The following is a 14,804-nucleotide window of genomic DNA, read 5'->3' as shown; positions in this document are numbered from 1 at the left end:
AGGGTCTCAGAGACCGTTCGGCAGGTAGTTCTTGATGACCTTCTTGCCGTCAGCTTCGGCGAGAACCATCGTGCCGCGAGCGTCGCGGATGAACTTGTTGGACCGCTTGATCATGCCGTGGCGCTTGCCGGCAGCAGCCGCGAGGACCTTGCCGGAGGCGGTGATCTTGAACCGCTTCTTGGCGGAGGATTTCGTCTTCATCTTGGGCATTTTGCTACTCCATTGTTCTTGTATCGAAACAGGCAGACGAATGCCCGTTTTCAAGCATAAAGAACGGCCACGGCATGCCCTGCCGGACCGTTCGGACGCGCGCTTATAACCGCAGACCTTAAAAAGCGCAACGGGGCGCAGGTTTTATTCTTCGACAGCCCGATTTGCCGCCGACGAACGGGCGGGCAATACCAGCGTCACCCTCAATCCCCCGAGCGAAGAGCGCGCAAAGGAGAGCCCGCCACCATAGGCGGCCAAAACGTCGGCACTGATGGCAAGCCCCAGTCCCGACCCTTCACCCTCTCCCAGATGAACGCCACGTCCGGCAATCTCCGCCAGCGCTTGGTCCTCGACACCCGGACCGTCGTCCTCCACGTCCAATCTTATGCCATCACCGTCCCGCAACGCCGAAACGGCGATGACGCTCCGGGCAAAGCGGGTCGCATTGTCGAGCACATTGCCCAGCGCTTCTGCAAGATCTGCCGGATCCATGTCGGCTGTCAGCGTCTCGTCCAGACGCAAGGTCCACTGGATGCCGCGCGCCGCCGTCACCGGCGTCAGCACGGAAACCAGTTTTCCTGTCAGTGAGACCAGATCCGTTTGCGCCATCTGCTCGACTCCCAGACGGGCGGATTGCAGCTGCCGGTCGGCCCTCTGGCGGATGAGATCGACCTGTTGACGGATCAGCGCCTTTTCCGGCCCCGGCAAACCATCGGCCAGGTGAAGAAGCACCGTCAGTGGCGTCTTCAGACCATGAGCGAGATCGCTCGCGCGGGCGCGCGCCCGTTCAACCGCCGTTTCCCGCTCCTTGAGCAATTGATTGAGCTCCAAAATGAGCGGCTGCAGCTCCGTTGGTCCTTCGCCCTCGAACTGGTCCCGTAGTCCGGCCCGCACCTGGGCAAGGCTCACCTGGAGCCGCGACAGTGGTGCAAGACCGATGCCGATCTGCAGGAAGGCGGCCGCGAACAGCACTGCGGCGGTCGCCGCGAGCATCACCGTCATCGAGCCATGATATTCGGAGATCGCATCGTCGATGACCTTGCGATCGAAAGCCGCGAGCAGGGTGAAGGAATGGGTCGCGTCCCTGGTCTCCAGTTCGATCCGGCGCAGGTCGACCAGGATCGAGGCACCGTCGGGCCCTTCGGCTTCGCGAAACCGGTAGGGACCGGCATGCAGGGCCGACAAGGGCAATTCGACATCCCAGAGCGATCGCGACCGGATCACGCGGCCATCTTCAGCAATCACCTGCCAATAAAGCCCGCTGCCGGGCAGGCCGAAGCGCGGATCGCTCGGCTCGTCCGTCACCACCGGCTCTCCCTGGCGGATCTCCAGGCTCGCGGCCAGCTGGTCCATGATCGCCGACAGATCAGCCCGATAGCGGTCTGCGGCATACGTCGAAAATACACTGCTCAGGCCGAAGCCGACCAGCAGCAGCACGCAGGCGATTGCCAGGATGGCGCCGATCACCAGCCGCAGGCGCAGCGACCGCATCATGCGCCGTCGCCCGTGAGCGTGTAGCCGAATCCGCGCCGGGTGGCGATGGCGAGCGGATGGGTCTTGCGCCGGATACGGGCGATCATGGCCTCGACGGCGTTCTTGGCCGCATCGTCGTCACGGCCCTGAACCTGACGGGCGATCTCCAGGGGATCGAAAACCCGCTGCGGCTCGGTCACGAGCAGGCAGAGCAGCCGGTATTCAAGCGGCGTCAGTTCAATCGCACGCCCCTCGAAGGTCACCCGCCGTGCCGCGTCGTCGATCACAAAACCGCCTGCGGAGACTCTGGTCTTGGTCCGCCCGCCAGCCCTTCGCAACAGCGCCTTCAGCCGCGCTACAAGCTCCTCGCTGCGAAACGGCTTGGGAAGATAATCGTCGGCGCCGGCCTCGAAGCCATCGACGCGCTCCATCCAGGATCCTCGTGCTGTCAGGACGAGGATCGGTGTTTCGACACCCCCCGCCCGCCAGCGTTTCAGGATCGACAGGCCGTCCATGCCGGGCAGGCCGAGATCGAGCACGATGGCGGCATAGTCGCCCGTCTCGCCTTCGGACCATACGTCCGGCCCGTTGGTCAGATGATGGATCACGAACCCCTCGCTCTCCAGCTTGGAGCGGGTGTAGTCGGCGATGGTCGCATCGTCTTCAGCCAGCAGGATCCGCATCGCTCACCATCCGAACAAGGTCAGACGCCGGCCGCTTGCCGCGTCCAGCTTCAGGGTGCGTACGTTCGCGCCCTTCTGAACCTTCAGGGTGTAAAACGGCTTGCGGGCTTCGAGATTGAGATTGACCGAAATCACGCGTCCGCCGCCCATTTCCTGCACCCGCTTCAGGATCTCCCGGAGGGGCAGGATCCGGCCCTGTCCAACGGCCTCGCGGGCACGTTGATGATCGCGGTCCTTATGCGCGCCCCCAGAACCGCCGCTGTCACCATCGTCATCGCCACTCTGGTCATCGTCACCGCCGCCGCCACTACCGCTACCGCTACTGCTGCCACCGCCATCGTCGTCATCGCCACCATCATCGTCGCTTCCCGAGTCGCCGCCGTGGTCATCGCCGCCATCGTGGCCACTGTCGTCGCCGCCGTCGTCGTCTTGTCCGTCCTTTGCTGCAGCCGGCAAGGCCGGCGAAAGCAGCATCGCCAGGGAAGAGCTAGCCAGGAACAGGAACAGAAAGCGGCGGCGGTCCATCACGGGCTCGATTGGTTTGAAAGGTCAGCCTAACGCGGCCAAAGGCCGCCGCCAACCGACAAATGAGAAACCCCGTCCGGTGGGGGCCGGACGGGGGCAAACGGCAACGATCCCGCGGCGGCTAGGGCATCGCCGTTTCGCACCGGCTCAGGGTGCCGGGATCACGGTCACTCCGGTCAGCGTCCCTTTCGCCGCCCGCAGTTTGATTTCGGTCTGGCCATGTTCTTCTTCGGCTTCAAAACGCAACCGTTTGCCGTTTTGATCGACCGGGATCATCGTGCCGTTCAAAAGGCCGCGAAGCTGGGCCTCGTTGACGATCAGACGGACCTCATCCCGGTCGCGACCCGATCCGTCATTGTCGAGATCATCGGCACTGTCGTCGTTCAGGTCGTCGCCGCTGTCGTCGTCATCCGCGCGGTCACCGCCGTGATCATCTCCCTTGTCGTGATCGGGACCGTCGTCATCCGATCCATCGTCGTTCGAATCATGGCCGGAACCGCCGCCGCTGTGATCGCTGCCACTGTCGTCGCTGCCACTGTCGTCGCCGTCGTCGCGATCATCGCTCCCACCATCGTCGTGTCCACCGCGGGCCTGAGCCTGCTGCTGAATGAGCGAGGAGAGCGACGCCGGCGCCATGGCGCCGAGAGCCGGGAGAAGGGCGAGCGCGATCGCCGCCGTGCTGGAAACGAGCAAGGTGCGTTTTATCAGTGCGGTCATGGTGTTCCTCCGTGGTACCGTGTTCCATGTAGGCATCATGCATCGGGGAGCCTGACAGACAGGGCACCCGCCCCGTCAGCAACCTGTCAGCAAAGCCGATGATGCCGCAGTTTTCCTGCCGGGAGAAAAGCGGGCATGAAAAAAGCCGCCTTGCGGCGGCTTTTCGATGTCATCTATCGCTGCTCACTTCGGCGCGAGGACCATCATCATCTGGCGGCCTTCGAGCTTCGGCTCGGCCTCGACCTTTGCGACACCGACGGTGTCTTCCTTGACCTGAAGCAGGAGCTTCATGCCCAGTTCCTGGTGTGCCATTTCGCGGCCACGGAACTTCAGGGTCACCTTGACCTTGTCGCCTTCTTCGAAGAAGCGGTTCATCGCCTTCATCTTCACCTCATAGTCATGGGTGTCGATGTTCGGGCGCATCTTGATTTCCTTGACCTCGACGATCTTCTGCTTCTTGCGCGCTTCGGCCGCCTTCTTCTGGTTGGCGTATTTCAGCTTACCGAGGTCCAGGATCTTGCAGACCGGCGGCTCCGCATTCGGCGAGATCTCGACCAGATCCAATCCGGCCTCTTCTGCCATACGCAACGCCTGATCCGTCGGCACGACACCGAGGTTCTGGCCTTCTTCGTTGATCAACTGGACTTTGGGTATGCGAATTTCTCGGTTGGAGCGCGGCCCATCCTTGACGGGGGCATCGGCTTTGAACGGTCTGCGAATGGTCGTATTCTCCTCGAACTATTTCGGAATGCGTACGGGCCCGACCCGCGCGCATGCGCGTGACAGGCCTATGTGATACTTGCGTCGGCAGAGTCAATAGCATGCTCCGCAAAGAAAATCACCTGTTGTCGGTCACTTCCCGAATGTGTTTTACAGCCTTCAGCGAATCGGAGCCCTGCATGACCCAGCCAGCAAACATCCTCACCGAACAGACTATCACGGTCGGCGAAGGCAGTGCCGCACGGCCGATCAGCGTCATCCAGCGGCTCGGCGCTCCCGATGCTGACAAGCCGGTGCTCGTTTGGCTCGGCGGCTATCGCTCCGACATGTCCGGCACCAAGGCAATCGAGATGGATGCGCTCGCGGCCGACCAGGGACTGGGCGCGATCCGGTTCGACTATTCCGGCCATGGCGTGTCCGGCGGCGACTTCGCCCTCGGCACGATTTCGCGATGGACCGAGGAGGCGCTGGCCGTGATCTCGGCATCGGGCGCCCGCCGCGTCCTTCTCATCGGTTCGTCGATGGGCGGGTGGATCGCGTTGCGTGTCATCCAGGAAGCCCGTCGGCTTGGCCTCGGCTTTACCGTTGCAGGCCTGGTGCTGATCGCCCCCGCCCCGGACTTCACGTCCGAACTCATCGAACCCAGTCTGACGGAGGCAGAACGCCGCTCTCTCAACGAGCGCGGCTTTTTCGAGGAACCGTCCGAATACAGCCCGGAACCGAACATCTTCACCCGCGCACTGATCGAAGATGGGCGGCAGAACCGGGTGCTGACCGGACTGATCGAAACCGGCTGCCCGGTGCATATCCTGCAAGGCATGAAAGACCCGGACGTGCCGCACACGCATGCCCTGAAGCTGATGGAATTCCTGCCGCTCGACGACGTGGTGCTGACGTTGGTGCGCGACGGCGATCACCGGCTGTCGCGTCCCGAGGACATCGCCCGGATGAAGGCCGCGATCCTGTCCATGCTGTAGGGCCAGTCCGCTCCGCCCGGATATAGCAGCCCGATGTCAGGGTTTTCCCGACATCGCAGGGAACCGATTGCGGGCTGCTCCGTTAGAACTGTCGCATTTTAACCATAGTCGCGGAATTGCGGGGGTGTTCCATCCCGGCGACGTTGACTCGTGCCCTGTAGCGATCTTAACGTTTTGTTAAGGATACAGGGGACAGGTTCATGACGAACGGTTCACGCGCCATCAAGGCGCTGATCATTGCTGCTGCGGTGCTGGCGCCCGCCCATGCCGGTCATTCGGCATCATCGCCGTCGCGTTCGATGATCACCGGCCAGATCACCTCGCAACCGATCGGTCACTACGAATTCTGCAAGTCCCTGCCTCAGGAATGCGCCATGCGCACCCGTCCTTCGACGCCGCCGAAGATCACCGATCACGGCTGGAGCCTGATCCGCGACGTTAACGCCTCCGTCAATCACGCCATCGTGCCGATGACCGACGAACAGATCTATGGCCGGGAAGAAGTCTGGGCTTATCCGACGGATGTCGGCGATTGCGAAGACTTCGTCCTGTTGAAACGCAAGAAGCTCATGGAAGCCGGTTTCTCTGTTGCCGACCTGCTGATCACCGTCGTGCGCAAGCCTGATGGCGAAGGCCATGCGGTCCTGACCGTGCGCAGCCAGACGGGCGATTTCGTGCTCGACAACCTGAATGACGACGTGAAGCTCTGGAGCGAAACGCGCTATACCTTCCTCAAGCGCCAGTCCTCCACCGACAGCGGTCGCTGGGTAACCATCGAGAACGGCACATCCGACGTTCTGGTCGGCGCGCTGCAGTAAAGCTAGGCGGTTGCCGCCGCCTTGTTCTTGCCGGCTGTGAGGGCCAGCGTTGCCAGCACGCTTGCGAGCGAGGCAACGAAAAGGCTCGCCAGAGCCGCAACGGGTCCTGCCACATCGTTCAGCCAGATGACCGAGACGGGTGCGAGGGCGGATACGACGATCCGCACGGCCGACAGCGTGCCCATCGTCCGTCCATAGCCGGCAGCGCCGAAGTAGTGCAACGGCAGCACGCCGCGCACGATCGATGTCAGCCCTTGCCCTGCTCCATAGAACAAGGCGAAGGCGAGCGCGAAGCCGGTGGCCGGCATCAGCAGCGACCCCGCCAGCAGGACAATGCCAAGCGCCATGACCGCGGCCGCGATGATCGCGGTCAACGGCGGCGAAAAGAGATTGCGCCTGACATATTCGATCAGTCGCGCCGCCACCTGGCTCGGCCCGATCAGGCTGCCGGCGAGGGTCGCGATGCCCGTCGCATAGCCGAGGTCACGCATCAGCACGAGCAGCGTCGCACCGACCGCGGAGATGACGAAGCCTCCGGCGGCGAAGGCGATCGCCATCAGCACCATCAGGCGCGTTCGGTCATCGCGTGGGCCATCGACCGTAACACCGTCCACAGGTCGTCTCGCTTCGGCGGTATCGGTGCGCGCCTTCGGCAAGGCGAGATGGATCGGCAGGGCGATGAAGAGGTTCATTGCCGCCAGAACGAGATAGATGTCGCGCCAGCTCATCATCGTCAGTAGCCATTGCAGCAGCGGCCAGTAGATGGTCGAGGCAAAACCGGCGATCAGCGTGACCAGCGTGATATGGGCCCGTGCGTCCCGGCCATAGGTCTGGGCCAGCGCGGCAAACCCCGCGTCATATTGAACCGCAAGCGCGATGAACTCGGCAACGAGCGTGATTGCGGCGAAATGCCAGGCGTTCTGCATCAGGGCAAAGAGCGCCAGCGCAAAGGCAGCCGCGACCGAGCCGAGGCACAAGACCCGTCGCGCCCCGAAACGGTCCACCAGGCGGCCGATCACGGGTGCAGCAACCGCGCCCGCCAGCAGTCCGAAGGAGAACACGCCAAAAACGAAGCTGCGGCTCCAGCCGAATTCGCGGGCGATTTCGGGCGCAAGCACGGAGAAGGAATAGTAGAGCGTTCCGTAACCGATGGTCATGGTGACGCCCAGACCGATGGTCGCGGGAGAGGCTTTCATGGCGCCTTGCTAGTCATCTTCGATGATGACCAGATGACAGCGCCGATACCCCTCCCGTCAAGCCTTTCAGCTCATCCCTGGCCGATCAGCACGCCGGCCGCGAGAACCAGCGAGCCGCCCAACACCACCTGCATGGCGGCACGCCAGAAGGGTGTTTCCATGTAGCGGTTCTGGATGAAGGCGATGGCCCAGAGCTCGAAGAAGACGACGATGGCCGCCGTGATCGTCGCGGTCCAGAAATGCGGGATGAGATAGGGCAGCGCGTGGCCCAGGCCGCCGAGCGCCGTCATGATGCCGGAGGCGAGGCCGCGCTTGATCGGCGAGCCGCGCCCCGAGAGCTTGCCGTCGTCATGGGCGGCTTCCGTGAAGCCCATGGAAATGCCGGCGCCGACCGAAGCGGAGAGGCCGATCAGGAAGGTCGACCACGTGTCGCCGGTGGCGAAGGCGGCTGCGAAAATCGGCGCGAGCGTCGAGACCGAGCCGTCCATCAGGCCGGCCAGACCCGGCTGCACATAGGTGAGAATGAACTGGCGGCGGGCGCTTTCGTCCTCTTCCGTCCTTGCGTCTTCGGTCACGTGTTTTTCGCCGAGCATGCCGGCGATCTCCTCGTGACCCTGTTCGGCCAGCGCAAGGTCGCCTAGCAGCTTGCGGATACCGGCATCGGAGGTCTTCTGCGCGGCCGCCATGTAGAAGCGATAGGCGCCCTGCTCCATCAGCTCGGCTTCCGTGCGGATCTGGTCAAGCGTCAGGTTCTGACGCAGCCAGTCGGGCTTGCGGTCGTAGAAGCCGCGCACATGCTCGCGGCGGATCAACGGGATGCGCTCGCCGAAACGCTCACGATGCATCTCGATCAGCATGTTGCGGTGGGTGTGCTCCACCTCGGCCATGTCTTCGAAAACCTTGGCCGATTGCGGCGCGGTCGCGCGCAGCTGGTCGGCATAGGCGAGGTAGATGCGGGCATCGTCCTCTTCCGAGGAGATGGCCAGGCCGAGAATCTCCTGTTCGCTGAGGCTGTCGAAGGAGCGCTTGCCGGTCGAAAGGGATAAACCAAACATCTGTTGTCACCTTTTTAGAATTATTCTAAACTTATCCCTCTGCTCTTCGCTTTTCAAGCGACAACTTGCCGCTTGACCATGGCGCAGATGCGGACGTAGCCAGAGCACAGCACATAAGGATCAAGCCGTCATGACCATGGAGCTTTCCGGCCGCGCCGCGCATCGCGCCGAAATCACTGCCCGCGCGGAAGCCCAGATGGCCGCCATGGGCGTGGACGCCGCCTTCATCAATCGTCTGGTGGAAACCTTCTATGGTCACATCCGCCGGCATCCCGATCTCGGACCGGTCTTTGAAGGCCGGCTTGCCGGTCGCTGGCCGGAGCATATGGTGAAGATGAAATCCTTCTGGTCGTCGATCGCCTTCAAGACCGGCGCCTATGGCGGCAAGCCGGTGCAGGCGCATCACGGCGTTGACGGCATGGCCGAAGGATTGTTTCGCCAGTGGCTGCAGCTCTTTTCCGACACACTGGTCGAGATCGGCGCCACGGAGGAGATCCACGGCTGGTTCATGACCAGCGCGGAGCGCATCGCCAAGAGCCTGGTGCTTTCCCTGTTCTACAATCCAGCGCTCGAAGATCCGAGACTGCGCAATCCTTGAACTGAGGATGCAGTATTTTTAGTCGACTAAGAAGAACCTTGCTACCTCAGGCGCCCCAACGGTCTAACTCGTCTGAATTCTTGAATGCTCTGCGCACCCCCGGCATAATTAACGCGGCAGTCCCATTCTCAAAAACAGCCTTTACGCCCCCTTTGAAAGCTACCGCTGGCCCGACATAAGGTTCTGCTCGCTTCACACGCAATTTTGCTACGGGATCCATCCCATGTACCCGCACCTCCTCCATATACGAGGCGAGAAGCTCGTTCGATGCAGCACTTCCTGAGGCAATTGCAGCCTCTTTGGCATCGACGATCTTCTGTGTCAGGGCAGATAGATAAGCTTTATCATTAAGAACAAAGTACTTTTCAGCAAGCTCGTCTTCAGCTGCAGGGCCATATTTCTTTACCGCGTCAACCGCACGAGCAATATCGTTATCGACGTCCTTTAGTGCCTCCCACTTAACTAGGTCGAAAGCCTTGCCTTTCACCTGAGGCTGAGCAACCTTTGATACGCCAAGGTGCTCAGGATTACTGTTTAAAGTCCCGGTAGGATTAGAATATCGGCTGTCTTGCGGCGAGTCACCGGCCAAAGCCAAGGCGATCACTCCAACAAGCGGGAACAGGAAACAGATTACAGCCCAGATCGCCGGGTCACGCCCACGGCTGCGGGCCATCCCAGCACCAATATATGCAAATAAAGCTCCGACCAGCAGGTAAACAAGTAGGATCATCTGCGTATGCCCTCTTACTTCGTTCTGAAATTTTCGTTGCGGAAAACTGTGAGATCTATCTGATATTCTAAATATGCTTGTAAATTCAAGATCGGATTTGCATGGCTATTCCCGTCGAGCGTCCGCACCCTGGCGTTTTTCACTTGCACCTCGGGGTTTGCCCCTTTAGACCCGCCGCGGGAGCTGGAGGAGCATTTTATTTAAAAACCAAGGCAAGAGATCATGAACCGCCGTCAATTCTTCAAGCAGGCCGGCGTTGCCGGCGTCGGGGCCGCAGCGCTCGCTGCCCCTGCCCTCGCCCAGGAAAACCCGAAGTTCACCTGGCGCCTCGCCTCGTCCTTCCCGAAGAGCCTCGACATCATCTTCGGTGCCGCGACCGATATCGCCGAGAGCGTCTCGAAGGCCACAGACGGCCAGTTCGAGATTCAGGTCTATGCCGCCGGTGAAATCGTCCCGCCGCTGCAGGTCGCTGATGCCGTTTCCGACGACACCGTCGAAATGGGCCATACCTGCTGCTACTACTATATCGGCAAGGATCCGGCCTTTGCGCTCGGCACCGCCATTCCCTTCGGCCTCAATGCCCGCATGACCAATTCCTGGTTCTCGGTCGGCGGCGGAAACGAGTTGCTCAACGAATTCCTCGCCTCCTACAAGCTCTATGCGCTGCCGGCCGGCAATACCGGCGCTCAGATGGGCGGCTGGTACCGCAAGGAAATCAAGACGATCGACGACCTCAAGGGTCTGAAGATGCGGATTGCCGGTCTCGCCGGCGAGATCATGTCGAAGGTCGGCGTGACACCGCAGCAGATCGCCGGCTCAGACGTCTATCCGGCGCTGGAAAAGGGCACGATCGACGCCACCGAATTCGTCGGTCCCTATGACGACCTGAAGCTCGGCTTCTACAAGGTCGCGCCTTATTACTACTACCCCGCCTGGTGGGAAGGTGGCCCGACGGTGCATGCCTTCTTCAACCTGGAGAAGTTCAACGCACTGCCGGAAAACTACAAGCGCATCCTGACGGATGCCTGCGCTGCGGCAAACGCCCGCATGCTCGCTCGCTACGACGCCTCAAACGCCAAGGCCCTGCGCGAACTCGTTGCCGGCGGGGCGCAGCTGCGCGCGTTTACGACCGATATCCTCGACACCTGCCACAAGGCGGCCAAGGAGACCTATGCGGATCTCGCGGCCAAGAACGAGTGGTTCAAGAAGCTCTATGACAGCCAGCAGGCCTTCAAGCAGGACGCCTATCTGTGGAGCCAAATCGCCGAATACAGCTTCGATACCTATCAGATGATCCAGCAGCGCCAGGGCACGCTCTAAGGCTTCGGATCATCCAGAACGACAAGAGGCCCGGGCATGTCCCGGGCCTCTTCGTTTTCGCATTTCGCTGCCTCAGTGGCAGCAGCCGCTCTTCGTCTCGGTCTTCGGCGCACAGCAATCCGCCTCGCGATTGTCCTTGCTGTGGCCGTTCTTCTCCGCCGGCAGGTCCATCGCGATATTGGCGTCGAAGAAGCCGTTCGGCTTCAGGGTGAAGCCGGCATATTCGACCGGCATTATCGGAAAGTCCTCGGGCTTGCAGACATGGGTGTGGCCGAAGGAATGCCAGAGAACCACGTCGGCATTCTCGATGTTGCGGTTCTGGCTCACATATTTCGGCAGGCCGTCCCCGCCGGCATGGACGTTCGGATAGTCGCCGGATGCATATTTCTCCGCCGGATCGAAGGCCGTCACCCAGATGTGCTTCTTGGCAAAGCCACCGCGCTGGGCCACGGTCGACCCCTCCTGCGCCAGCATCAGCGGGCTCGGCATCACCACCATCTTGTAACCCGGCGCCTTGCCGACGGAGTTCTTGTCGTTGGGGTTCTGGACCTTCCAGTAACGCCCGGTCTCGCCATTGGCCACGGCGGGTGAGTCCAACTCGCGCTTCAAGACCTTGGTCTTGGTGTCGAAGACATTGCCATAGGGGTTGTCGTCGCCCCAGGGACGGGGAACGAATTCGTGCTCGGTGACGGTGTTGCCGCCGCCATCGACATCCATGTGCAGACGGGCGTTGAAGAAATGCTGGTGCGTCGGGCCGCCGAGATTGTCGTCGACCATGCCCCCCCATGCATAGGTTTCGCCCGGTGCCACGGCAGCGGTCTGGATGATGCCAGTGAGCTTTGCCTCCAGCTGGATCGTGCCGTCCTGATAGAGATACCAGTAGAAGCCGTAGTCGTAATTGCCGACGGTGGCGAAGAAGGAAATGACGAGGCGGCGCGAGCGGCGGACTTCGAAGATGCCGTTGCGGAATTCGTAGTGCTTCCAAAGGATGCCGTAATCCTCTTCATGCATGCAGATGGCGTTCTTCATGACCACCGGCTGGCCGAAATCATCGGCCGAGGGCACGTCGAAATAATGGATGTGGCCCAGGCAATCGCAGCCGAGTTCCAGACAGTTGGCGAGACGACCCAGGCCATATTCGCCGGCATCGAAGGCGCTTTTCCAGAAGTGGTTGGCGGTCGGGTCGGCATAGGGCACGACCATTTCCGTCACCGAGGCGCGGAAGACGATCGGGCGGATCTTGCCGCCGTCCTTGATGCCGAGTTCATGCAGCACGAGGCCTTCGCGTGGCGTGAAGCCGACGCGGAATGACCAGTTCTGCCATTCGACCTGCCAGCCATCGACGGTGAAGCTCGGCCCTTCCGGCTGAACGATGTCGAGGGGTTTCAGACCCTGGCGTGTCTCCGGAAAGGCTTCCTGACCGTAATTGCGCTTCTTCTTGCGCACCGGGATGATCTTTTCGTCGTCGACGAGATCGACCACCTTGTTCTTGACCAGATCGACCACGGCGACGACGCCTTCGATCGGATGGGAATAACCGTTGTCCCGGATGTCTTCGCGCCAGTAGGAGACGGCGCGGACGATGCGCTGGCCCTTTTCGAACTCCAGGCCGAAATAGCCCGAGGAGAAGGGATCGATCTGGACAAGCGGGATATCCTCATCGGTGATGCCACGCTTCTTGACCGCCGCGATCCAGCGCGGGTCGGATTTCACCGTCGCCTCGACGGTCTCGAATTCGCAGAGCATGACCGGCGGCTGGCCATAGGGCAGCTCGTCATGGGGGAGCCGCTTGTGGTCGATGACATGCTTGGCTGTGAGATCCACGATGCTCTCATGGGTCTCGCCACTGGTGATGTCGAGCGAGAGGATGAAAGCGAGCCGGGCGAGCGGCTTTCCGGCGCGGAAGGTGGCGAGATCCGCCTTGGTTGGCTCTTCCAGCCGAATGATCGGGAAACGAATGGTCTCGGCCAGTGCCTTCTCATCCTTGAGGATGGCAACGGCTTCCGCGATCTCGTTGAGGCTCAAGGGATCGAGCGGATGGAGGATGGTGTCGACGACGGCGTCCATGGGAGCGTCCTTCAGGCAAAAGGGTTGGGAAGATCAGGGTGGCGCGGCAACGCCACCCCCAGTCGTGTCAGCCGCGGCCGGCGCAGATCTCGCTCTCGACCATGGGCGTGCCATGGATGCAGAAGAGATTGCAGAAGGCATGGGCCTCGGCGGCAAGCAGGATGGTCGCGACGGTCAGGGCGGCGAGCGTGATCCCGAGCAGCCGATCGGTCGCAGGAAGGGTCCGGAGCGCGTTCATTCGAAAGCCTTTCCGAGCGCGGCATAGAGCTCCGGCTTTGCCTTGCGGATCTGCATGGCGAAGGCCGCACCGAGGAGGCCGACCAGCACGATCAGATAGGGGAAGGACTTGACGATGAGGCTTTCAGAGCCGGAGAGCAGCGACAGATTGGCAATCACCAGCCCGAGTGCTCCGAGCAGGCCGGCAAGTCCGAGCGCCGGGGCGATCATCGTCGTCCAGGGGCCGTATCCCGTCTTCGCCTTGCGAAAGAACAGGATGATGGCAACAGACACCAGGGCCTGGACCGTGAGGATGCCGATGACCGCGAGCGCCGACATCCAGGAGAAGACCACCGTATAGGGATCGGCACCGGCGAGGATGAAGAGCACCAGAACAAGTGCGGCAATGACGCTCTGCAGGATTCCGGCAATGTAGGGCGAACCGTGCATCGGATGCACCTTTCCGAGCAGCTTGAAGGCGAGGCCTTCGCGGCCGAGCGCAAAGAAGTAGCGGTTCAGCGTGTTGTGGAAGGAGAGGATGCAGGCAAACAGGCTTGTGATCAGCAGGATGTTCATGACCTGCGACGCCCAGGGACCGAGGATGGTGTCGGTTGCGGTGAAGTAGAATGCCTCAAGGCCGGCTTCTGCCGTCGGCTGCACCGCGCTCGGGCCATAGAACTGCACGATCGCCCAGGTGGAGAAGGCATAGAAAACGGTGATCAAGAGCACGGCGACATAGGTTGCACGCGGAATGGTCTTTTCCGGGTTCTCGGCCTCTTCGCCGAAGATCGCAGTCGCCTCGAAGCCGATATAGGAGCCGACGACGAAGACCAGCGCCACGCCGAGCCCCGGCGCGAAGACCGTCGCCGGATCAAAGGACGTAAAGCCGAAGCCTTCCGGGCCGCCACCGGCTGCCACGATGCCGATGTCGAGCAGCATCAGGATGGCGATCTCGGCGATCATGCAGACACCGAGGATGGCCCCGGAAAAGGCTATGTTGCGCTGGCCGCAGACATGCACGATGACAAGCGCCGCAAAGGACCAGACCCACCAGGGCAGATCCGCGATCGGCGCCATGGCGCCGGCCATGAAGACACCGAAGAGGCCGTAGACGGCGATCTGGACTGCCGAATAGGTGACGAGCGCCATCAGCGCGCCGCCAACGCCGGCCGGCTTGCCGATGCCATGGGTGATGTAGGTGTAGAAGGCGCCGGCCCCGCCGACATGGCGGCACATGGCGGTGAAGCCGACCGAGAACAGCAGATAAAGGATGCCGGCGAGCACGAAGGCGCCGGGCACGCCCGCGCCATTGCCGAAGGCAAAGGCTGCCGGCGTTGCGCCGACGACAGCCGTCAAGGGCGCTGCAGCCGCGACGACAAAAAAGACGATATGGGCGAGGCCGACGGAATTCTTCGCCAGCCGATCCGTGGGACCATCCGCAATGGATTGTAATGTCATGGGAACCCCTCTTGTGTTTGATTTTCATCAAGAGGGTAGGC

At 61.7% G+C, this 14,804-nt stretch carries 16 protein-coding genes; 4 read left to right on the top strand and 12 right to left on the bottom strand.

Going from position 1 to position 14,804, the window contains the following annotated elements:
- Positions 1 to 6: 6 nt before the first annotated feature.
- The 6 genes from rpmI to infC form a co-directional block, all read right to left on the bottom strand.
- Positions 7 to 210 (bottom strand): 50S ribosomal protein L35, encoded by a 204-nt coding sequence (gene rpmI / locus ACT53S_RS01080; RefSeq protein ID WP_075613521.1) that lies wholly within the window; start codon positions 208 to 210, stop codon positions 7 to 9.
- A gap of 144 nt (positions 211 to 354) precedes the next feature.
- Positions 355 to 1,704 carry a sensor histidine kinase gene (locus tag ACT53S_RS01075; protein ID WP_476065619.1) on the bottom strand — a complete coding sequence of 450 codons (1,350 nt, stop codon included), beginning with the start codon at positions 1,702 to 1,704 and terminating at the stop codon, positions 355 to 357.
- Positions 1,701 to 2,366, bottom strand: coding sequence for a response regulator transcription factor (locus ACT53S_RS01070; RefSeq protein WP_476065618.1), 666 nt, complete (start codon positions 2,364 to 2,366; stop codon positions 1,701 to 1,703). Before ACT53S_RS01070 ends, ACT53S_RS01075 begins: the two co-directional genes overlap by 4 nt.
- A gap of 3 nt (positions 2,367 to 2,369) precedes the next feature.
- On the bottom strand, positions 2,370 to 2,891 hold the full coding sequence (locus ACT53S_RS01065) for a PepSY domain-containing protein (RefSeq protein WP_476065617.1): 522 nt from the start codon (positions 2,889 to 2,891) through the stop codon (positions 2,370 to 2,372).
- Between the two features lie 147 nt (positions 2,892 to 3,038).
- Positions 3,039 to 3,608 carry a hypothetical protein gene (locus ACT53S_RS01060; RefSeq protein ID WP_476065616.1) on the bottom strand — a complete coding sequence of 190 codons (570 nt, stop codon included), beginning with the start codon at positions 3,606 to 3,608 and terminating at the stop codon, positions 3,039 to 3,041.
- A gap of 183 nt (positions 3,609 to 3,791) precedes the next feature.
- Positions 3,792 to 4,328, bottom strand: coding sequence for a translation initiation factor IF-3 (infC, locus tag ACT53S_RS01055; protein WP_113379695.1), 537 nt, complete (start codon positions 4,326 to 4,328; stop codon positions 3,792 to 3,794).
- Positions 4,329 to 4,507: 179 nt separating this feature from the next.
- Between infC and ACT53S_RS01050 the strand changes: the two genes are divergently transcribed.
- Together ACT53S_RS01050 and ACT53S_RS01045 are read left to right on the top strand one after the other, a co-directional pair.
- Complete coding sequence (locus tag ACT53S_RS01050) at positions 4,508 to 5,305, top strand: alpha/beta hydrolase (RefSeq protein ID WP_476065615.1); 798 nt, start codon at positions 4,508 to 4,510, stop codon at positions 5,303 to 5,305.
- Positions 5,306 to 5,505: 200 nt separating this feature from the next.
- Positions 5,506 to 6,123 carry a transglutaminase-like cysteine peptidase gene (locus tag ACT53S_RS01045; protein WP_113379696.1) on the top strand — a complete coding sequence of 206 codons (618 nt, stop codon included), beginning with the start codon at positions 5,506 to 5,508 and terminating at the stop codon, positions 6,121 to 6,123.
- A 2-nt stretch (positions 6,124 to 6,125) separates the two neighbouring features.
- Here ACT53S_RS01045 and ACT53S_RS01040 read toward each other — a convergent pair whose 3' ends face one another.
- Positions 6,126 to 7,319, bottom strand: coding sequence for an MFS transporter (locus tag ACT53S_RS01040; RefSeq protein ID WP_476065614.1), 1,194 nt, complete (start codon positions 7,317 to 7,319; stop codon positions 6,126 to 6,128).
- A 71-nt stretch (positions 7,320 to 7,390) separates the two neighbouring features.
- A complete protein-coding gene (mbfA, locus tag ACT53S_RS01035; protein WP_142072562.1) occupies positions 7,391 to 8,374 on the bottom strand; it encodes an iron exporter MbfA in 984 nt (327 codons plus the stop codon).
- A 130-nt stretch (positions 8,375 to 8,504) separates the two neighbouring features.
- Here mbfA and ACT53S_RS01030 point away from each other — a divergent pair, with 130 nt between their 5' ends.
- Positions 8,505 to 8,972: a group III truncated hemoglobin gene (locus ACT53S_RS01030; RefSeq protein WP_476065613.1), complete on the top strand. Its 468-nt coding sequence runs from the start codon at positions 8,505 to 8,507 to the stop codon at positions 8,970 to 8,972.
- Between the two features lie 46 nt (positions 8,973 to 9,018).
- Here ACT53S_RS01030 and ACT53S_RS01025 read toward each other — a convergent pair whose 3' ends face one another.
- Positions 9,019 to 9,702 (bottom strand): hypothetical protein, encoded by a 684-nt coding sequence (locus ACT53S_RS01025; RefSeq protein ID WP_476065612.1) that lies wholly within the window; start codon positions 9,700 to 9,702, stop codon positions 9,019 to 9,021.
- 222 nt (positions 9,703 to 9,924) lie between these two features.
- Here ACT53S_RS01025 and ACT53S_RS01020 point away from each other — a divergent pair, with 222 nt between their 5' ends.
- Positions 9,925 to 11,022 (top strand): TRAP transporter substrate-binding protein, encoded by a 1,098-nt coding sequence (locus ACT53S_RS01020; RefSeq protein WP_476065611.1) that lies wholly within the window; start codon positions 9,925 to 9,927, stop codon positions 11,020 to 11,022.
- A gap of 72 nt (positions 11,023 to 11,094) precedes the next feature.
- Here the strand turns inward: ACT53S_RS01020 and ACT53S_RS01015 are convergent, their stop codons facing one another.
- The 3 genes from ACT53S_RS01015 to ACT53S_RS01005 all read right to left on the bottom strand — a co-directional run bounded on the left by ACT53S_RS01015 (position 11,095) and on the right by ACT53S_RS01005 (position 14,763).
- Positions 11,095 to 13,089 (bottom strand): primary-amine oxidase, encoded by a 1,995-nt coding sequence (locus ACT53S_RS01015; RefSeq protein WP_476065610.1) that lies wholly within the window; start codon positions 13,087 to 13,089, stop codon positions 11,095 to 11,097.
- A 67-nt stretch (positions 13,090 to 13,156) separates the two neighbouring features.
- The gene (locus ACT53S_RS01010; RefSeq protein WP_476065609.1) at positions 13,157 to 13,327 is read right to left on the bottom strand and encodes a hypothetical protein; all 171 of its coding nucleotides are present in this window, start codon (positions 13,325 to 13,327) and stop codon (positions 13,157 to 13,159) included.
- A complete protein-coding gene (locus tag ACT53S_RS01005) occupies positions 13,324 to 14,763 on the bottom strand; it encodes an APC family permease (RefSeq protein WP_476065608.1) in 1,440 nt (479 codons plus the stop codon). The genes ACT53S_RS01010 and ACT53S_RS01005 overlap by 4 nt, the downstream gene beginning before the upstream one ends.
- Positions 14,764 to 14,804 lie beyond the last annotated feature (41 nt).

It is taken from the genome of Allorhizobium sp. DMC15, assembly GCF_056314065.1.
Note: the sequence above shows the minus strand (reverse complement) of the source record. Positions and strands in the feature narration are given on the sequence as shown.